This is a genomic window from Xenorhabdus indica, assembly GCF_014467235.1.
Taxonomy (GTDB): Bacteria; Pseudomonadota; Gammaproteobacteria; order Enterobacterales; family Enterobacteriaceae; genus Xenorhabdus; species Xenorhabdus indica.
On the sequence record NZ_NKHP01000005.1, the window covers coordinates 19,710 to 40,729 of the forward strand.

The 21,020-nt window shown below is 43.7% G+C and carries 19 protein-coding genes; 7 read left to right on the forward strand and 12 right to left on the reverse strand.

All coding sequences use genetic code 11. From position 1 onward, the window contains the following. Positions 1-539: 539 nt before the first annotated feature. From gltB to Xind_RS05460, 3 genes are all read left to right on the forward strand, one after another. Complete coding sequence (gltB, locus tag Xind_RS05450; protein ID WP_187649629.1) at positions 540-4,997, forward strand: glutamate synthase large subunit; 4,458 nt, start codon at positions 540-542, stop codon at positions 4,995-4,997. 9 nt (positions 4,998-5,006) lie between these two features. Next, positions 5,007-6,425 carry an FAD-dependent oxidoreductase gene (locus Xind_RS05455; protein ID WP_047684203.1) on the forward strand — a complete coding sequence of 473 codons (1,419 nt, stop codon included), beginning with the start codon at positions 5,007-5,009 and terminating at the stop codon, positions 6,423-6,425. Between the two features lie 562 nt (positions 6,426-6,987). Further along, a complete protein-coding gene (locus Xind_RS05460; RefSeq protein ID WP_222941738.1) occupies positions 6,988-7,497 on the forward strand; it encodes a hypothetical protein in 510 nt (169 codons plus the stop codon). Positions 7,498-7,591: 94 nt separating this feature from the next. Here the strand turns inward: Xind_RS05460 and sspB are convergent, their stop codons facing one another. The 5 genes from sspB to zapE form a co-directional block, all read right to left on the reverse strand. Then, a complete protein-coding gene (sspB, locus tag Xind_RS05465) occupies positions 7,592-8,074 on the reverse strand; it encodes a ClpXP protease specificity-enhancing factor (protein WP_047686010.1) in 483 nt (160 codons plus the stop codon). Positions 8,075-8,077: 3 nt separating this feature from the next. Continuing rightward, complete coding sequence (sspA, locus tag Xind_RS05470) at positions 8,078-8,719, reverse strand: stringent starvation protein SspA (RefSeq protein WP_047686007.1); 642 nt, start codon at positions 8,717-8,719, stop codon at positions 8,078-8,080. Between the two features lie 358 nt (positions 8,720-9,077). Beyond that, a complete protein-coding gene (rpsI, locus tag Xind_RS05475) occupies positions 9,078-9,470 on the reverse strand; it encodes a 30S ribosomal protein S9 (protein ID WP_021323578.1) in 393 nt (130 codons plus the stop codon). 15 nt (positions 9,471-9,485) lie between these two features. Next, complete coding sequence (rplM, locus tag Xind_RS05480) at positions 9,486-9,914, reverse strand: 50S ribosomal protein L13 (RefSeq protein WP_038259580.1); 429 nt, start codon at positions 9,912-9,914, stop codon at positions 9,486-9,488. Positions 9,915-10,185: 271 nt separating this feature from the next. Beyond that, a complete protein-coding gene (gene zapE / locus Xind_RS05485; RefSeq protein WP_047682050.1) occupies positions 10,186-11,328 on the reverse strand; it encodes a cell division protein ZapE in 1,143 nt (380 codons plus the stop codon). Between the two features lie 192 nt (positions 11,329-11,520). Between zapE and zapG the strand changes: the two genes are divergently transcribed. The 3 genes from zapG to degS all read left to right on the forward strand — a co-directional run bounded on the left by zapG (position 11,521) and on the right by degS (position 14,813). Next, a complete protein-coding gene (gene zapG / locus Xind_RS05490) occupies positions 11,521-11,925 on the forward strand; it encodes a Z-ring associated protein ZapG (RefSeq protein ID WP_047682047.1) in 405 nt (134 codons plus the stop codon). 286 nt (positions 11,926-12,211) lie between these two features. Beyond that, complete coding sequence (locus Xind_RS05495; RefSeq protein ID WP_047682044.1) at positions 12,212-13,591, forward strand: Do family serine endopeptidase; 1,380 nt, start codon at positions 12,212-12,214, stop codon at positions 13,589-13,591. Positions 13,592-13,754: 163 nt separating this feature from the next. Beyond that, complete coding sequence (gene degS, locus Xind_RS05500) at positions 13,755-14,813, forward strand: outer membrane-stress sensor serine endopeptidase DegS (RefSeq protein ID WP_047682041.1); 1,059 nt, start codon at positions 13,755-13,757, stop codon at positions 14,811-14,813. Between the two features lie 105 nt (positions 14,814-14,918). Here degS and murA read toward each other — a convergent pair whose 3' ends face one another. The 7 genes from murA to mlaF form a co-directional block, all read right to left on the reverse strand. Further along, positions 14,919-16,172, reverse strand: coding sequence for a UDP-N-acetylglucosamine 1-carboxyvinyltransferase (gene murA, locus Xind_RS05505; RefSeq protein ID WP_187649630.1), 1,254 nt, complete (start codon positions 16,170-16,172; stop codon positions 14,919-14,921). Between the two features lie 57 nt (positions 16,173-16,229). Continuing rightward, positions 16,230-16,484: a BolA family iron metabolism protein IbaG gene (gene ibaG, locus Xind_RS05510; RefSeq protein ID WP_187649631.1), complete on the reverse strand. Its 255-nt coding sequence runs from the start codon at positions 16,482-16,484 to the stop codon at positions 16,230-16,232. Positions 16,485-16,633: 149 nt separating this feature from the next. Next, a complete protein-coding gene (gene mlaB, locus Xind_RS05515; RefSeq protein ID WP_081989033.1) occupies positions 16,634-16,963 on the reverse strand; it encodes a lipid asymmetry maintenance protein MlaB in 330 nt (109 codons plus the stop codon). Position 16,964: 1 nt separating this feature from the next. Continuing rightward, complete coding sequence (gene mlaC, locus Xind_RS05520; RefSeq protein WP_047682063.1) at positions 16,965-17,594, reverse strand: phospholipid-binding protein MlaC; 630 nt, start codon at positions 17,592-17,594, stop codon at positions 16,965-16,967. Positions 17,595-17,627: 33 nt separating this feature from the next. Continuing rightward, entirely contained in the window at positions 17,628-18,137 is a 510-nt protein-coding gene (mlaD, locus tag Xind_RS05525; protein ID WP_047682032.1) for an outer membrane lipid asymmetry maintenance protein MlaD, read from the reverse strand. A gap of 4 nt (positions 18,138-18,141) precedes the next feature. Beyond that, complete coding sequence (gene mlaE, locus Xind_RS05530; RefSeq protein ID WP_047682029.1) at positions 18,142-18,924, reverse strand: lipid asymmetry maintenance ABC transporter permease subunit MlaE; 783 nt, start codon at positions 18,922-18,924, stop codon at positions 18,142-18,144. Positions 18,925-18,957: 33 nt separating this feature from the next. Further along, positions 18,958-19,773: a phospholipid ABC transporter ATP-binding protein MlaF gene (gene mlaF / locus Xind_RS05535; RefSeq protein ID WP_047682026.1), complete on the reverse strand. Its 816-nt coding sequence runs from the start codon at positions 19,771-19,773 to the stop codon at positions 18,958-18,960. A 227-nt stretch (positions 19,774-20,000) separates the two neighbouring features. Here mlaF and Xind_RS05540 point away from each other — a divergent pair, with 227 nt between their 5' ends. After that, the gene (locus Xind_RS05540) at positions 20,001-20,969 is read left to right on the forward strand and encodes a calcium/sodium antiporter (protein WP_047682023.1); all 969 of its coding nucleotides are present in this window, start codon (positions 20,001-20,003) and stop codon (positions 20,967-20,969) included. Positions 20,970-21,020: the final 51 nt, after the last annotated feature.

Here is a 21,020-nt window from a genome sequence, read left to right on the forward strand (position 1 = left end):
AATAAAAATCAATCAATCATTTACTCTTAACGAACACAAAATACACAATAACATGCCAATAAAATTCATAAATAAAGATTAATATTCTAAAAAAAGTCATTTTATAAGCATATTTAAAATACATACTATGGATAAATTAGTGATATAACTCACATCATCTCTAAGTCATGATCTGAGTCACATAATAAGGCAATAACCATATTTTTATTTTAATTCAAAATGATATGTATTTTTCAATGACATAAAACATGATCTGGCATTATTTGACCTGTTTTATTTTTCTCGCTAAGTTGGGAATTCACTGAAAATTACCGGTTGGTTATTTCTCCAACTCATATTTATGCAGTGACCTTATACAAAAACACAATATCATTTCGCTCTGCTGTTTTTATTAACGGTTATGACTGACAAATAGTTATTACCGATAAAACCTAACAAATGGTATTTGACTGAGGGCGCAATTCAGACGCCTGTAGCAATAATAATCTATATCATCTCGTGAGTGATGTAAGAGTCGGACAGAACTTGGGAGCTTTACCATGTTGTATGACAAATTACAGGAAAAAGATAACTGTGGCTTCGGATTAATCGCACATATTGAAGGAGAACCAAGCCACAAGGTTGTGCGCACAGCAATACATGCACTTGCCAGGATGCAACATCGGGGAGCAATTCTGGCAGATGGAAAAACAGGTGACGGCTGCGGCTTATTAATGCAAAAACCTGACCGGTTTTTCCAGATGATTGCCAATGAACAATCATGGCGACTGGCAAAAAACTACGCTGTCGGTATGTTGTTTTTGAGCCAGGATAGCCAGATAGCCCAATCATGCCGCGATATTATCGAACAAGAATTAGAAAATGAAACGCTGTCCATTGCCGGATGGCGAGAAGTCCCTATAAATCGCGATATCTTAGGCAACATCGCACTGTCAAGCCTTCCCCGCATTGAACAAATTTTTGTTAATGCCCCTGCCGGATGGCGATCACAGGATTTAGAACGTCGTCTATTCATTGCCCGTCGCCGTATAGAGAAACGTATTACCGATGACGATTTTTATATTTGCAGCCTCTCCAATCTGGTCACGATTTACAAAGGGCTATGTATGGCGGCTGATCTGCCTCGCTTCTACTCGGATTTGGCAGATTTACGCATGGAGTCAGCGATCTGCCTGTTCCATCAGCGGTTTTCAACGAATACCGTCCCTCGCTGGCCATTAGCACAGCCGTTTCGTTATCTGGCTCATAATGGTGAAATCAACACAATCACCGGAAATCGCGAATGGGCCAAAGCGAGAGCCTATAAATTCCGCACGCCTTTGATCCCTGACTTACACACTGCGGCTCCTTTTGTCAACGAAACGGGGTCAGACTCCAGTTCACTGGATAATATGCTGGAACTATTTCTCAACGGCGGTATGGATTTGATCCGCGCAATGCGCTTACTGGTTCCTCCTGCATGGCAGAATAACCCGGATATGGATGACGATCTGCGGGCTTTCTTCGATTTTAATTCCATGCATATGGAGCCGTGGGATGGTCCGGCGGGTATCGTTATTTCTGATGGGCGCTATGCAGCCTGTAATCTCGACCGCAACGGTTTACGGCCGGCACGTTATGTCATTACGAAGGATAAACTGATCACCTGTGCTTCAGAAGTCGGGATCTGGGAGTACCAACCCGATGAAGTCGTAGAAAAAGGACGTATCGGTCCAGGTGAATTAATGGTAATCGATACCCGGAAAGGCCGAATTCTTCATTCTGCCGAAACCGATAACGATTTGAAAAGCCGCCATCCTTATAAAGAGTGGCTGGAAAAGAATGTCAGGCACCTGATTCCTTTCGAGAAATTACCAGAAGAACAAGTTGGCACCCGGGATTTGGATGATCGCATGTTGGCAACCTATCACAAACAGTTTGCCTACAGTAATGAAGAACTGGATCAAATCATCCGCGTACTCGGCGAGAATGGCCAGGAAGCAACAGGTTCAATGGGGGATGATACACCATTTGCCGTACTTTCCAGCCGCCCACGCATAATCTATGACTATTTCCGCCAGCAATTTGCTCAAGTGACCAATCCTCCCATCGATCCGCTGCGTGAAGCACATGTTATGTCGCTGTCCACCCGCATAGGCCGGGAGATGAATGTCTTTTGTGAAGCTGAAGGACAGGCCCACCGCCTGAGTTTCGCATCCCCGGTACTGCTCTATCCTGATTTTGTGCAACTGACAACACAGCAAAGCTCTTATTATCGCGCAGAAACATTGGACTTAACGTTTAACCCACAAGAAACTAATCTCAAGACCGCAGTTTCAACCCTGTGCGAACAAGCAGAAAAACGTGTCCGTAATGGTGCAGTATTGCTGGTCTTATCCGACCGTAATATTTCTCCAGAAAGATTACCGATCCCTGCCCCAATGGCAGTTGGTGCCATCCAGCACTGTTTAGTGGAAAAAAGTTTGCGTTGTGATGCCAACCTGATAGTCGAAACTGCCAGTGCCCGCGATCCACACCATTTTGCGGTATTGCTTGGCTTTGGTGCTACCGCTGTTTACCCTTATTTGGCGTATGAATCATTGGGCAAAATGGTCGATGATGGCACAATCAATACCCCATATGCCCGTGTGATGCTGAATTATCGCAATGGTATCAATAAAGGGTTATATAAGATTATGTCCAAAATGGGCATCTCCACGATTTCGTCCTATCGCTGTTCTAAGTTGTTTGAGGCCGTCGGCTTACATTCTGAAATAACAGATCTCTGCTTCAATGGGGTTGTCAGCCGGATTGAAGGGGCTGATTTCAACGATTTTGAACAAGATTTGCGTAACCTTTCCAGACGGGCGTGGCTGCACCGTCATACGATCGATCAAGGTGGATTACTGAAATATGTCCACAATGGGGAATATCACGCTTATAACCCTGATGTCGTGAGTACATTACAAGCAGCCGTTCATAGCGGCAAGTACAGTGATTACCAGAAGTACTCACAATTGGTCAACGGCCGCCCTATCACAACATTACGCGATCTGCTGGCAATCGCGCCAAAAGGAGATCCGATTCCCATTGAAGAAGTCGAACCCGCCGAAGCACTGTTCAAACGTTTTGATACCGCAGCGATGTCAATTGGTGCGCTAAGCCCTGAAGCACATGAAGCACTGGCTGAAGCAATGAATACACTGGGTGGTTTCTCCAATTCCGGCGAAGGTGGAGAAGATCCTGCTCGCTATGGTACGAAAAAAGTTTCCCGGATTAAGCAAGTTGCCTCTGGGCGTTTTGGTGTCACTCCCGCTTATTTAAGCAGTGCCGATGTCATTCAAATTAAAGTTGCCCAGGGAGCAAAACCCGGTGAAGGCGGACAATTACCGGGAGATAAGGTAACACCTTACATCGCCAGACTACGTTATTCGATTCCCGGTGTGACATTGATTTCGCCACCACCGCATCACGATATTTATTCTATCGAAGATTTGGCCCAATTAATTTTTGATCTGAAACAGGTCAATCCCAATGCCCTGATTTCTGTGAAATTGGTTTCAGAGCCGGGTGTAGGAACCATCGCTACCGGAGTAGCAAAAGCCTATGCCGATTTAATTACCATCGCAGGCTATGACGGAGGAACAGGGGCAAGCCCTCTGTCTTCTGTGAAATATGCCGGTTGTCCGTGGGAACTGGGCTTAGTAGAAACTCAGCAAGCGCTGGTCGCTAATGGCCTACGCCATAAAATTCGTCTTCAGGTTGACGGCGGGTTAAAAACAGGTGTGGACATTATCAAAGCCGCTATTTTAGGTGCAGAAAGTTTTGGTTTTGGTACGGGACCAATGGTTGCGCTCGGCTGTAAGTACCTGAGAATTTGTCATCTCAATAACTGTGCAACCGGAGTAGCAACACAAGATGAGAAATTGCGTCAGTCTCATTATCACGGGCTGCCTGAACGAGTAATTCATTATTTCCGCTTTATCGCACAGGAAACGCGTGAAATTCTGGCTCAACTGGGAATGCGCAAATTAACAGATTTGATTGGCCGCACAGATTTGCTTGAAATACTGGAAGGTATCTCTTCCAAACAAAGCAAACTCAATCTTGAACCTTTACTGGAAACAGCACAGCCCCATGAAGGCAAAGCCCAGTATTGCACTGAAGATAACCCTTCCTTTGATCAGGGCGTGCTCAATAAAGCTATTATCAATCAGGCCCTGTCTTTTGTAAAAAAGGCGCAGAGTAAAAAATTCTATTTTGATATCCAGAATACTGACCGCTCTGTCGGGGCATCACTGTCTGGCGCAATTGCTGCAATACATGGTGATCAGGGGCTGGCGGGTAACCCAATAAAATTACATTTTACAGGAACAGCCGGACAAAGTTTTGGGGTCTGGAACGCAGGCGGAGTTGAATTGACATTAACCGGTGATGCCAATGATTACGTCGGCAAGGGCATGGCAGGTGGACAGATTGTTATTTTGCCTCCGGTAGGCTCTGCATTCAAAAGTCACGAAGCAACGATTATTGGCAATACCTGCCTTTATGGTGCAACTGGCGGAAAATTATTTGCCGCCGGATGTGCAGGTGAACGGTTTGCAGTAAGAAATTCAGGTGCCATCACCGTGGTTGAGGGTATCGGAGATAATGGCTGTGAATATATGACTGGTGGAATAGTCTGTGTTCTGGGTAACACAGGAGTCAACTTTGGTGCAGGCATGACAGGAGGATTCGCGTATGTTCTCGATGAATCGGATGATTTCCGCAAACGGGTTAACTCTGAATTAGTCGAAGTCCTCTCAATTGATACCCTCTCCATTCATAAAGAACACCTACGCGGATTAATCACCGAACATGTTCGCCTGACCGGCTCACAGCACGGTGAAAGTATTCTGGAAAACTGGTCACAATGGGTCAATAAATTCGCTCTGGTTAAACCTAAGTCCAGTGATGTCAGTGCACTGCTGGGGCACCGCAGCCGATCCTCCGCAGAATTGCGGATTCAGGCGCAGTAGGAGTTAAGAATGAGTCAAAATGTTTATCAATTTATCGATCTACAGCGTGTCGATCCCCCAAAAAAAGCGTTGAAAATTAGAAAAATAGAATTTGTGGAAATTTATGAGCCTTTTTCTGAAATTCAGGCACAGGCGCAAGCAGATCGCTGCCTCGCATGTGGAAATCCGTATTGTGAGTGGAAGTGTCCGGTACACAACTACATCCCGAACTGGCTAAAATTAGCCAATGAAGGCCGCATTATTGAAGCAGCAGAGCTATCCCATCAAACAAATAGCCTGCCGGAAGTTTGCGGGCGGGTTTGTCCACAGGATCGTCTTTGTGAAGGTGCCTGTACACTGAATGACGACTTTGGTGCCGTCACTATCGGTAATATTGAACGTTATATTAACGATACTGCTATTGCGATGGGTTGGAAACCCGATATGTCACACGTGAACACGACAGACAAACGAGTCGCTGTCGTTGGAGCAGGTCCTGCTGGATTGGCATGTGCTGATGTTCTGACACGCAATGGTGTACAGGTTGTCGTTTACGATCGACATCCTGAAATCGGCGGATTGCTCACATTTGGTATTCCTGCGTTTAAACTGGAAAAAGAAGTCATGAGCCGGCGCAGAGAAATTTTTACCGAAATGGGTATCAAATTCTGTCTGAATACAGAGATAGGGAAAGATGTCACACTTGCTGAACTCACAAAGCAATTTGATGCCGTCTTTTTGGGCGTTGGAACTTATCAGTCCATACATGGTGGCCTGGAAAATGAAAATGCCGGCGGGGTATATGATGCTCTGCCTTTTCTAATTGCCAATACCCGTCATTTAATGGGCTATGAAGAATTACCGGAACAACCCTATATTGATATGAAAGATAAGCGGGTTTTGGTTCTGGGTGGTGGTGACACAGCAATGGACTGCGTACGTACTTCTGTTCGTCAGGGTGCAACCGATGTGATCTGTGCCTATCGGCGGGATGAAGACAATATGCCGGGTTCTCGCCGTGAAGTGAAAAATGCCCGGGAAGAAAGTGCTGAATTCCAATTCAACCTCCAACCAGTCAGCATTGAAGTCAATGATAAAGGCCATGTTCGAGGTGTCAAAGTAGCTAAAACACAATTAGGTGCAATGGATGAAAAAGGCCGACGCCAGGCTGAAATCATTCCAGATTCAGAGTTTATCATTGAAGCTGATGCTGTGATTATGGCGTTTGGTTTCAAACCACATACGATGCAATGGCTGGATGAATATCAGGTCAACCTTGATCAACAAGGGCGTATTATCGCTCCCGAATCCAGTGATTTTCCTTTCCAAACCAGCAACCCTAAAATTTTTGCTGGTGGAGATGCTGTCAGAGGTTCTGATTTAGTCGTCACTGCCATTGCTGAAGGCAGGGGAGCCGCCTCCGGCATTCTTGATTACCTTGGGGTTTAATTTCATTTTATCCTAAATTTTTCTCCGGTCTTTTGATCGGAGAAAATCTCACAAAATAGACTCTCACTGCTTTTTTGTTGTCATCCTAAAACCACCTCTTGTTGGATTTAGTGATCATTTTCATTTGATTGATGAACTCTATCAATATATAAATAATTGATCGTTAATACCGATCAATTTATTGATCTTTTTTGATTCATCTGGTACATTTTTTGTGTGTACAGAAAATTGTGCTCTAAAACCACCACCTCCTATGGAGATAGTGATGATTTCCCTTTTACTACCATGATCATTGTATTTTTTTATGTTATGCGACTATTCTTATATCCCAAAAGTAAATATTTGAATTTAATATCTTGGTTAATCTTAAAAATAGGTTTGATTTCTTTTTAAAGAAAGATTTCAGCATATGGTTCCAGGATATAAAGAAGATATGAGGGATTAATGAAATAAGATGATGATTTATACGTAAATTACAGATTTGAAGTCTGCTCTTTCAAGTAAACTAATTAAATAATAAACAATTTAAAATTAATTACATAATAGTAGCCCCGAGAACTAAATGCGTTTACTAACTAAAATACCTCTGCTCTCTTTCATACTCTTAATTAGCTCCCCTTCGGTCGCTGGTTTATCCGCTCCTACAGAAATCAGACAGCAAGTAAAAGAGAGGGGAGTGAATTCCATCGTTGCTGAAATAGGTGAGCAAGGTAAAAGGAATGAAATCGCTCATTATATTACGACCGGAAATCCTGAATGGGTAAAAATCGCTTTTGAATTAACTCCCAACATACATCAAGACTTTTCCAAACAGATTTTTAATTCCTTATCTTTTGCCCTGATTAATAATCCTGTTGAAGTTCTAACACTGGCAAACAAACGCAAACCTTCCTTATCAAGTGATATCTGTAATATCCCACCAACATTAATAGGTTTGGAAAATAAAGAGCAATTTGTTCGAAATGTAGCTAAAAGTTTAAACGCAGCCAAAAAATCAGCAAGCAGAAAGGATAGAGAAAATATAGAGATATGTCAGTGGGAGTTGAACCAGTCTTACACTGAATATTTATAATACAATATTAATAGCTAATAAATACCACTAAAAATAAAGGAGATGAAAATCTCCTTTATTTTATCGGCTTATTAGCACTACATGGTTTATGTGCCTATTTTACCACACGTAATGTCGGGCGGCCTTTTGGTGGTTGAGGTGGTTCATCATCCGGAGAATTATTATCACGCTGTGTTTTCATATCACGAATCAGCACCAGATTATCAGCCACCGGAGAATCGGAATCTTCCTGCCCAGACCCTGCTTCATAGGCTACCTCTGGCTCAAACATCATTCCGGCCCCATTTTCACGAGCATAAACTGCGATCACAGCAGACATAGGAACAGAAACCTGACGCGCAACCCCACCAAAACGAGCATTGAAGCGAACTTCGTCATTGGCTAATTCCAGATTACCAACCGCCCGTGGGGAAATATTCAGGATGATCTGCCCGTTCTGCGCATATTCCAGCGGAACGCTTACTCCATATTGAGTAACATCCACAACGATATGCGGAGTCAAGTCATTATCCAGCAGCCACTCATAGTGTGCCCGCAGTAAATAAGGGCGGCGGGGAGATATTTGAGTCATACCCATACATTAACTCCGTGACTGTAAACGTATTTCACGCTCCGCTTCTGTCAATGAAGCCAGAAACGCATCACGTTCAAATACACGTTGCATATAGACTTGAAGATCTTTGGCGCCCGGGCCAGATAACTCAACACCCAGTACAGGTAAACGCCACAACAGAGGGGAGAGATAGCAGTCTACCAAACTGAATTCATCGCTCATGAAGAAAGGCATCTCTCTGAAAATAGGTGCTATTGCTAGCAACTCTTCAGCAAGCTGTTTCCGTGCAGCATTGGCTTCCTGCATATTCCCTTCCTGAATTTTGTACATCAGGGAATACCAGTCTTTTTCAATTCTGTGCATCATCAAACGGCTGGAGCCACGTGCAACAGGGTATACAGGCATGAGCGGTGGATGCGGGAAACGCTCATCCAAATATTCCATTATGATGCGAGAATCATAAAGAGTCAGCTCACGATCAACGAGGGTAGGAACCGTCTGATATGGGTTCAGGTCAATAAGATCCTGCGGCAGATTGCCTGCTTCAACGTGTTCTATTTCAACGCTGACCCCTTTTTCCGCCAGTACAATTCGCACTTGATGGCTAAAAATGTCGGTCGGGCCGGAAAACAGAGTCATTACCGAACGTTTGTTGGCAGCGACAGCCATGAAAACCTCCAAGTTTATCTAAAAAAAGGAACGAACAGCCCTTCAATGAACAATGGCTATTCTCGCTCATATTCTCATCCGGCTTCGCGCTTATTATCCGAGGATTATAGACAAATCAGGCAAACGCATGGATAAGGCAAAAAATTGTCACTAGTCTACCAGATTTTGAACATTTTGTGGGGAAGTAGATTAAGAATTAATGATGATATATCGGAGTTCAGGAATTTATCTCTGTAATATGCTTTTTTTTCTGGAAAAAAAAGAGTATTCACAAAGGTAGGAAAACCCAAAGATAAAAAACCCGCCATAAAAATGGCGGGTTTCAACATTAATCCAATGCCACCATTGTGGCAAAAAATTAACGCTTGGAGAACTGTGGACGACGACGTGCTTTGCGCAGACCCACTTTTTTACGTTCAACTTCACGAGCATCGCGGGTAACGAAGCCAGCTTTGCGAAGATCAGAACGCAGAGTCTCGTCATAAGCCATCAGTGCACGGGTGATACCGTGACGGATTGCGCCTGCCTGACCAGAGATACCACCACCTTTAACAGTGATGTACAGATCCAGTTTGTCCAGCATGTCAACCAGCTCAAGTGGCTGACGAACAACCATGCGCGCAGTTTCACGACCGAAGTAAACTTCGAGGCTGCGTTGGTTGATGACGATGTTACCGCTACCTGGCTTAATGAAGACACGAGCGGAAGAGCTTTTGCGGCGACCAGTGCCGTAGTATTGATTTTCAGCCATTGCCTATAATCCCGATTAAATGTCCAGAACTTGTGGTTGCTGTGCCGCGTGGTTGTGCTCACTGCCCGCGTAAACTTTCAGTTTACGGTACATTGCACGACCCAGTGGCCCTTTTGGCAGCATGCCTTTAACCGCGATTTCAATGACACGCTCAGGACGGCGGGCAATCATCTCTTCAAAGGTCGCTTGCTTGATACCACCGATGTGGCCAGTGTGGTGATAATAGATTTTGTCAGCACGTTTGTTGCCAGTTACAGCAACTTTCTCTGCGTTAACAATAATGATGTAATCACCAGTATCAACGTGCGGAGTGTATTCCGCTTTGTGCTTGCCGCGCAGGCGACGAGCTATTTCAGTTGCAAGACGGCCCAGAGTTTTGCCATCTGCGTCAACAACATACCAGTCGCGTTTTACGGTTTCTGGTTTAGCTGTAAAAGTTTTCATTAAAGCTTACCCAATTATAAGTTACACGTTGGTGAACGCTCGAGGTTCAGAAACTTTTTTGAGGTTCACACGACTCATGTCCAGCAAACCTACCCCTTCGAATAGCCTATGCCGGCACTAATGCAAGTTTTTCGGGAAATAAAAAATCCTGCTGTAACGTGGGGTCGCAAGATTATAGAGAAGTCGCTATAAAAAATCGACCCCAAATTCAATAATTATCTCACTAGATAACGGTAAGCCTGGCGAAATCTCTCTATAATTTCACCGAATATCAAGGCAGATGCGGGCGCTGCAAATATTCCTCACTCTGCATTTCCTGTAAGCGCGACAAGCAACGCTGGTACTCAAAACGGAGTAATTCTCCCTGATAAATCTCTTCCATTGGTGCTTCTGCATTGATGATCAATTTCACGTGACGTTCATAGAATTCATCGACTAATGCAATAAAACGCCGTGCAGCACTCTCATTCAATACCGTCATCACCGGTACGTCATGCAGCAAAACAGAGTGATAGAGCTTAGACAAAGCAATATAGTCCAATTGGCTGCGGGGTTCCTCACACAACGTCTTGAAATTGATTGCCAACACACCATCAACACTGTTAATCGCAGGCATCTTACGATGGTTAATCTCTAGTACCGGCGTTGGCTCACCTTCCCGCCCGGCCAGACGCAGGAAAACCTGATGCATTTCTTGGTGGGTACTTTCCGACAGTGGCGTCAAATAAAGATGTGCCTGAGTGAGTGTCCGCAATCGATAATCAATTCCGGCATCAACATTCATCACGTCACAATATTTCTTGATTTGTTCAATCGCTGGCAGGAAACGCGCGCGTTGTAACCCGTTCCGATACAGTTCATCTGGTGGGATATTTGATGTTGCCACCAGTGTAATTCCTCGTCTGAACAAAGCTTCTAACAATGTGCCGAGGATCATGGCATCCGTAATGTCAGAAACAAAAAATTCATCAAAACAGAGTACATCCGTTTGTGCTTTGAAACCATCCGCCACAATTTCCAGAGGGTTTTCGTGCCCCTGTAATTCAGTTAATTCTTCATGTACCCGCAGCATAAAACGGTGGAAATGAAGACGTAATTTCCGTTCAGTAGGCAAGCTCTGGAAAAACATATCCATCAACCATGTTTTTCCTCGTCCCACGCCTCCCCACATATAAAGCCCCTGAACCGGACGAATCTGTTCTGTTGATGAACGCTTCAACAATTTACTCAATAGGCCTTTCAATCCGTTTGCTTTCCCGCCATCTGAATATAAGGTACTACTGGCAGAAAACTGCACGAGATCATGATAAATCATATCCAGACGGACAACTGTATTGTGTTGCACTTCATCAGGTTGATATTGACCATCAGACAACGCAATTTGGTAAAGAGACGAAGGTGTAATCGGTGACATTAACGTGGTAATCCTTAAAAATTTTTTATTCCCGGTCTACATACCTTGGGTATAACTCACAACCTATCATGACAAATTCGTATAAAATTAACATCTCAGGTGATATATAAATTAATTAAATAATAATCAATATTCCACTCTGACTGAATTAACGGTTATAGTGATAGCTGTGATGTTAATAAAGGAGTTGCCATGACTTGGGAATACGCACTGATCGGATTAATTATTGGTTTTATCATCGGAGCACTGGCTGTCCGTTTTGGCAGCACAAAATTGCGTCAGCAAAATGCGGTACAAGCAGAACTGGAGAAAAATCGGGCAGAACTTGAAGAATATCGTAAAGAGCTGGTTAGCCATTTTGCCCGCAGCGCCGAATTGCTGGATAATATGGCTCGTGATTATCGCCAGTTGTATCAGCATATGGCTAAGAGCTCCAATGAGTTGATGCCAAACATGCCTGTACAAGATAATCCCTTTAATTACCGTCTTAACGAATCCAAGACCGATTCTAATCAAATCGTCACCGATATGCCTCCGCGAGACTATTCTGAAGGTGCATCAGGCCTGTTTCGTCCAATTCAAGATCAAAAACAATAAATCGCCTTGCCGTGGTAACAACCAGTACCACGGCAAGCTACTTTATCCTGTTATATACGTTTGTTTTTTATTTTTTATTCAGGTAAATCCCTGTAAAGACATTCAACAAAACTACATTATTAGTGAACTTTGCTAAATACTTGGTAGTCATAACTGCAACGAAACAATTATGATTGAGACCTGTCTCAGTTAGAGTAATTTCTTAGAAAGTAGAATTTTCTTATGAGATAGGAATTTTAAATACGATTTTCCTTTTCTGGCTTAGGTATGTAAGAGAACGTATTCAATGAAAAGTAAAAACACATTGCTCAGCGCACTCGCGATCAGTATTGGATTATCTTTGGCTTCGGTTCCAATGGTAAGTAACGCAGCTTTACCTGCTGCCATGGCCTCTCAAGAATTGCCGAGCCTGGCTCCAATGCTGGAAAAAGTTCTTCCTTCTGTCGTTACCATACATGTTGCTGGTACTGAGGTGCAAACCCAACAGCTCCAGCTACCAGAAGACTTCCAGTTCTTCTTTGGGCCAGGTTTTCCGCCAATGGAAAAAAGAAGCCGGCCATTCCAGGGATTAGGTTCTGGTGTCATTATTAATGTTGATAAAGGGTACGTACTTACTAACAATCACGTCATCAACAATGCGGATAAAATTAAAGTTCAGCTAAATGACGGGCGTGAATATTCTGCCAAACTCCTCGGACGTGACCCACAAACTGACATTGCTCTTTTACAGTTAAAAGATGCCAAAAATCTGACTGCCATCAAATTTGCTAACTCAGATCAGCTACGTGTCGGTGACTATGCTGTTGCCATCGGCAACCCATTTGGGCTAGGGCAAACCGTTACCTCAGGGATCATTTCCGCCCTTGGCCGTAGTGGCCTGAATCTGGAAGGTCTGGAAAACTTTATTCAGACCGATGCCTCCATTAACCGGGGTAACTCTGGTGGTGCTCTGATTAACCTGAAAGGGGAGCTGATTGGTATTAATACTGCTATTGTCGCACCAAGCGGTGGCAATGTTGGTATTGGCTTTGCAATCCCAAGTAATATGGCCAAGAACTTAGCCGATCAGCTGATTGCTCATGGTGAAGTAAAACGTGGCCTGCTCGGTATCAGAGGCACCGAAATGTCAGCAGATATCGCCAAGGCACTGAATATTGATGCGCAACAAGGTGCATTTGTCAGTGAAGTCACGCCTAAGTCTGCCGCGGCTAAAGCAGGTATCAAGCCAGGAGATGTATTGGTTTCCATTGATGGCAAAAAAATTAATAGCTTTGCTGAGTTAAGAGCGAAGATTGGCACTACTCTTCCAGGTAAAGAGGTCACAGTTGGTTTACTGCGTAAAGGGAAGCCAATGGAAGTCACTGTCATACTGGAAAACAGTGAAAATCAGACAACTAAAGCGGAAAAACTGAGTATTGCTCTGCAAGGTGCAACTCTCAGCACTGGCATCGTGAATAACACTCCTGGTGTAAAAGTCGATGCAGTTGCCAAAAATTCATCAGCGGCAATGGTAGGTTTGCAGAAGAATGATTTGATTATCGGTGCTAATAATGTTCGAGTTAAAAATATCAATGAACTGCAAAAAATACTGGAAGAAAAACCATCCGTTATTGCCCTGAATATTCTGCGTGGTAGCGATAACATTTACCTATTGCTGCATAATTAATCGATTATACCTCTATGAATTTCAGATTGTAGTGTGACAACAAAACAGTGTGACAACAAACAACCCGAAAGATAAAAGGTATAGAAAAGGCAGACACAGCATAAGCTGTGTCTGCTCGCTTCTGTGCTATGCTTTTTTAACTTATTGATTATTGAATAATGCCATGCTGATCAAATTACTGCGCTCCATATTGGTAGGATTACTTATTGCAGCGATTTTACTGGTTGCCATACCATCACTGCGTCCCAATAAGTTAAATAATTTCCTATACAGCAACGACACAGAAGAACCTTCCAGTTACAGTCAGGGCGTTCGCCGGGCAGCACCTGCTGTCGTTAACATCTACAGCACCAGTATAGGTAGCTTTTCTCATGAACCACGGGAGCTTATCCCTCTGGGTTCTGGTGTCATCATGAGTGAGCAGGGTTATATACTCACTAACAAACACGTCATCAATAAAGTGGGATCTATTATTGTGGCGTTGCAAGATGGGCATTTTTATGAAGCACTGTTGGTCGGCTCTGATGGCCCGACCGATCTGGCTGTTCTCAAGATAAACGCTGAAAATCTCCCGGTGATCCCGATCAATCTCAAACATACTCCCCATGTGGGCGATATCGTGCTGGCAATCGGCAACCCTTACAACTTAGGGCAGACAATTACTCAGGGTATTATCAGTGCAACCGGACGTGTCGGACTCAGCCCGACACGGCGACAAAATTTTCTGCAAACAGACGCGTCAATTAATCAGGGTAGTTCAGGCGGCGCGCTGGTTAATACCTTAGGAGAACTGGTAGGCATTAATACGCTGTCATTTGATAAGTCTGAATTTGGTTCTACACCAGAAGGATTAGGATTTGCTATTCCCACAGGGCTTGCAACAAAAATCATGCAGAAATTAATCCGTGATGGACGAGTTATCAGAGGATATATTGGTATTTCAACAAAAGAACTGCCCAATATTCGTTCTTCAGGGACCAATATCCATCAAATTCAGGGAGTTCGGGTTTTCCAGCTTTTACCGGGCAGCCCCGCCAAAAAAGCAGGCATTCAAGTGGGGGATATCATCATCAGCTTCAACCATCAGCCTGCAATTTCACCTCCCGAAGTCATGGATCAAGTTGCTGAAATCCGCCCCGGTAGCATCGTTCCTGTTACCGTTTTGCGCGATGGTCAAACCCTCACTTTCAACGTTACGATTGAGGAATTTGATGAACACTGAGATCCATCATTAGATGGGAAACGCTCAGGTTTTCAGTGCAATTCTTTCCCTAATTTTCTCTCGCATATTCTCTCCCCCACATATTGGGGGGAGAATATATTTATCCTACTTAATACGTTCGATATTGGCACCCAAACCACGCAGCTTATCTTCAATATGCTCGTAGCCCCGATCAATATGGTAAATACGATCAACGATGGTTGTTCCTTCTGCAATACAGCCAGCTAATACCAAACTGGCAGAAGCGCGCAAATCCGTTGCCATCACCTGAGCACCAGATAATTTTTCTACGCCGTGGCAAAGTACAGTGTTACTTTCAATTTCTGCATGTGCGCCCATACGAATCAATTCAGGGATATGCATAAAACGATTTTCGAAAATAGTTTCGGTGATCATGCCCGCACCTTCAGCAACGATATTCAGTAAACTAAATTGTGCCTGCATATCAGTCGGGAAGCCCGGATGTGGTGCAGTGCGAAATGTGACTGCTTTTGGTCGCTTACCATGCATATCCAAACTAATCCAGTCATCACCTACCTGAATATCAGCTCCGGCTTCACGTAATTTAGCCAGAACAGCATCCAATGTATCTGGCTTAGCCTTGCGACAGATAACCTTTCCGCGGGAAGCCGCCGCTGCAACAAGAAAAGTTCCTGTTTCAATGCGATCAGGTAATACACGATAGACACCACCACCTAAACGCTCGACACCTTCAATCACAATGCGATCAGTGCCTGCACCCATAATTTTTGCACCCAATGTATTCAGGAAATTGGCCGTATCTTCAATTTCAGGTTCACGTGCTGCATTTTCAATGATGGTTTTACCTTCCGCCAGTGTTGCTGCTGTCATGATAGTTACCGTTGCACCAACGCTTACTTTATCCATAACGATGCTGGCACCTTTTAAACGGCCATCTACAGACGCTTTAACATACCCTTCTTCCAGTACAATCTTTGCACCAAGTTGTTCTAGTCCGGAAATATGAAGATCGACAGGACGGGCCCCGATAGCGCAACCACCGGGTAAAGAAACCTGTCCCTGCCCAAAACGGGCTACCAGTGGCCCCAATGCCCAAATAGAAGCACGCATGGTCTTAACCAGCTCATAAGGTGCACAATATTTATTGACTCCTCTGGCATCAACAAATACCGAACCATTACGTTCTACTTTCGTTCCCAAACGGTTCAGCAGTTTGATTGTGGTATCAATGTCTTTTAATTCAGGAACATTCTGTAATTCAACTGGCTCTTCCGCCAGCAACGCTGCGAACAGAATTGGTAATGCGGCATTTTTTGCCCCGGAAATAGTCACCTCTCCTGACAAGCAGGTAGGCCCTTTCACTCGAAATTTATCCATCTGTCATGATTCTCTTATTTAATTCAAAGTGTGCTGTTCGCGGCGATGCAAACAACCTCAAAAGCCCTGGAGCTTGCGGTCACGTTGCCATTGTGCTGGTGTGTAGGTTTTAATTGACAAAGCGTGAATGCGGTTATCAGCGATGTATTCCATCAGGGGTGCATAAACAGTTTGCTGTTGTTTGACACGGCTTAGTTCACCAAAAATTTCACCCACTGCAATTACCTGAAAATGGCTACCATCACCACTAACGATAACTTCATCAAGCACCAACTTTTCCATCAGTACTTTTTTAATTTCATTAGTATCCATAGTTTGCTCACACTCGCTGTTAAAATAATAGTAGACGCCTATCGTAATGGAATCCAGGCGACTCTTAAACCATGAAAAACGCCCTTATAAGACAAGGACTCATAAGGGCGATATTATACCCACCATCTTTCTGGTGAGTTATTCTCAGATTATAAATGGCCTGCAAACATACTTTGCAGACCATAAAGCGCAATAAGCGTTTTCAGGCGCTCCCCTATACCAGAAAATGTCAACCCTTTGCCTTGTTGCTGCCTGTCGCCTTTTATGCGAACAAATAAGGCCAGCCCCGTGGAATCCACATGTCCAAGTTGGGAAACATCAATATTGTCTATTTGCGCCAATACGCTGCCTCTTTCCTGCCAAAAGGATAGCAGGCTATCGCGATCCAACGTACCTTTCAGAAACAGCGTGTTTCCTTCTTGTTCCCAACTTAACTGCATTATTCTATCAGGCACTTTATCCTTTTTTCGGCTTTTCATATCACTTTTTCTTTTCCAAAGTGATTGGAACTTGTGCACTGATTTTCAGTTGCTCAGTTAAACCATCAATACCTTTCTGGCGCAGAATTTCCGACCACTCATTCTGTTTTGTCGTAATCATGCTCACGCCTTCTGCTATCATATCGTAAGCCTGCCAGTTTCCGGTTTTACTGTTTTTTCGCCACTGAAAGTCGAGACGAACAGGTGGTTGACCATTAGGATCTGTGATGGTGACACGGATCGCTACGATGGTCTTATCACCCAGTGGTTGTTCAGGAGCAATCTGGTAATTTTGTCCATGATACATTGCCAGAGCCTGACCATAAGCTTGCTCCAGATAAGACTCAAACGCCTTGAAATAAGCATCACGCTGCTCTGGTGTTGCTTGCTTGTAGTAAGGCCCTAATACCAATGCCCCTGCATATTTTGCTTGCACATAAGGCATTAATTCCTGATGCACAATCTGACGCAGTATTTCAGGATTTGCCTGAATCTGCGGCTGTTCATTCTTCAAGCGAGAGAACGTTTTTTCTGCTGCATCTTTCATTAATGCATAAGGGTTGGTTTGATCAACAGCACTAGCGAATGGTGCAACCACCAGTAAGGCAACCATAAGTAATCGCTTAAACATCATTAGCATTTCTCCTAAGCAGTGGATTATGGGTTAATGTGCCTGTGCGGGCGCAGCAGAAGACTGGTGATCTCCGCCACCACTCTTGTACAGGAACTGACCAATTAAGTCTTCAAGAACCATCGCAGGTTTGGTGTCCTCAATTCTATCTCCATCTTTTAGCATGGTGACGCCCAAATCAGGATCATCAAACCCGACATTCAACGCGACATATTGTTCACCCAACAGACCAGAGGTCCGAATAGAAAGAGAACTGGAACTGGGAATGTTGTCGTACTGCGTGAAAATATCCAGCTCGACCTGTGGAGTATAGGTTTTCTTATCCAGCCAGATTTTCCCTACCCGGCCAATAACAACGCCCCCGATTTTGACAGGAGAACGTTCTTTCAATCCACCAATATTGTCAAATGCAGCAGTGACACGATAAGTGGTCTGGCTACCAAAAGACCGAATATCAGCGACTTTCAGACATAAAAAAATGATTGCTGCCAGTGCAATTACGACAAAACTTCCAACCCAAATTTCATTTTTCTTACTTTGCATCGAATTAGTTCCCAAACATCAGTGCTGTCAACACAAAATCCAAGCCCAATACTGCTAACGACGCATGAACCACTGTGCGCGTCGTTGCCCTGCTGATCCCTTCCGATGTTGGGATAGCGTCATAACCATTGAACAGCGCGATCCATGTAACCGTGATGGCAAAAACTACGCTCTTAAGAAAACAATTAAGTATATCTTTCTGCCATTCCACCGCTGACTGCATGGAAGACCAGAAAAAACCACTATCAATGCCTTTCCAATCTACACCGACCATCACACCGCCCAGAATGCCAACTGCAACAAAGATCATCGATAACAAAGGCATACTGATAAAACCAGCCCAGAAGCGTGGGGCGACGACCCGACGTAATGGGTCAACTGCCATCATTTCCAAACTGGAAATTTGTTCTGTCGCTTTCATCAAGCCAATTTCTGCGGTCAATGCAGAACCTGCGCGACCCGCAAACAAGAGTGCCGTCACTACCGGGCCTAATTCTCGCAACAGCGATAAAGCTACCATCATGCCAAGACTACCTTCAGCACTGAAAGTTCTCAGCACCAAATAACCCTGCAATGCCAAAACCATGCCAATAAATAAACCTGAAACAACAATAATCAGCAGTGACTGTACCCCTACGCTATAAAGCTGCTGACGCAATGATAACCATTGTCTGGCAGGTTCCGGTTTACCAATAATTGCGCTGAACAGCATGAACCCCGCACGGCCGAATGAAGCGGCAACTTCAATCGCTCGCCTGCCTAATGTTGCCAATGCCCGTGTTAACATCAACATTCCATTATCCTAATAACTATTTTGTTACTAACTAATTTTATTAGCTAATAACTCGGTTTTATAATCCCCCGCAGGGAAACGGAAAGGCACTGGACCATCAGCAATGCCATCAAGGAACTGTCGTACCTGTTGATCCTGATTCATTTTCAATTGCTTCGGTGTACCTTCTGCAATGACCTTTTTTTCAGCCACAATGTAAGCATAATCAGCAATACTTAATACTTCAGGAACATCATGAGAAACCACAACACAGGTGACACCAAGAGCGTGATTAAGTTCATCGATCAACTTTACCAGAACACCCATTGTAATCGGATCCTGACCAACAAATGGCTCATCAAACATGATTAAATCAGGATCTAGTGCAATCGCTCTCGCCAAAGCTGCCCGCCTTGCCATACCCCCAGACAACTCCGAAGGCATCAATTGAGCAGCACCACGCAATCCTACTGCTTCCAGTTTCATCATTACCGTAGTATAAATTAACTCTTCGGGCAGATCGGTATGCTCACGTAATGGAAAAGCAACATTGTCAAAAACATTCAGATCCGTAAATAACGCACCTGACTGAAATAACATGCTCATTTTCTTACGGACGGCATAAAGGCGAGGACGGGATAATGCAGGGATATTATCGCCATCAAACCAAATCTCACCACGCTCAGGACGGATTTGCCCACCAATCAAACGCAGCAGAGTCGTTTTTCCAATACCAGAAGGGCCCATGATGGCGGTTATTTTCCCTTTGGGGACGGTCAAATTAATATCAGCAAAAATTGGGCGTTGACCACGGGTGAAATACATTCCGCTGATCTCAATAAGATTTTCTGTTTGTTGACTCATTATTGATAGCCCTTAATTGTTAATAAACTAATTGCTTACTGTTTCCAAATAATCAGTGATGCATACTACAAAAAAATTGCCAAATTTGCGTTAGTAAAGTGATAGCAAATTTTACTTTTTATCGTTCGACCTTCAGAATATATAACTCTGACTAAATAAATATTTTTGTTTATAAATCAACCAACACTGGCATTGTGCTCAATTAAATCTTATCTAAGGAACACATCATGTTTCTGACTATTGTACTGCTCATTACTGGGTTGATTTTACTGGTGTACGGTTCTGATAGATTAGTATATGGTGCTGCGGTATTTGCCCGCGCATTAAAAATACCCCCTTTTATTATCGGCCTGGTGGTCATGGGAATCGGCACCTCTTTGCCAGAATTGATGGTATCTGTCACCGCAAGCCTGAATGGGTTACCAAACATGGCTGTGGGTAATGCAATCGGTTCTAATATTACAAATTTACTGTTAATTACCGGCGCTGTCGCACTTATTCGTCCAATAACAGTACAATCAGAAATTTTGCGGCGAGAATTACCTTTGATGTTGTTGATTATAGGGTTCGCAGGCTACTTATTGTCCAATAACTACCTGAGTCGTTTGGATGGCATTGTTCTGTTGTTTACCGCTCTATTTTTCATATCAATAATGATAAAAATGACAGCAAACTCCCAATGTAATGATAGCGACAACTACACACGGGAACGGGACTCAGAACTGCCCATTGAAGGCAACAAAGGAATCGCGCTGCTTTGGGTTGTTTTAGGATTAATTATCTTACCGATATCTACCCGCATGGTAATTGATAACGCCACCGTAATTGCACATATTTATGGTATCAGTGATCTGGTTATTGGACTGACAATTTTGGCTGTGGGAACAAGCCTGCCTGAACTTGCTACTTCTATTGCTGCGGCCATTAAAGGTGAAAATGATATGGCAATAGGAAATATCATTGGTTCTAATGTTTTCAACATGACCTTTGTATTAGGTATTTCCAGCATATTTTCACCCAGTGTTATTTCACCCTATGCCTTTTCCCGGGATTTTTGGATCATGATGGCAGCAAGTGTACTATTCACGCTATTCTGTGTGAGGAGAAAACATCGGTTGAACCGATTGAACGGCGCGCTATTACTTGGCTGTTTTATCGCTTATTTTGTCATACTTTTTGTGATGTCTGGTGATTAATATCCGGTAATTAATGTACTGAATAATTACCGATTGAATGGGAAGGAGTGG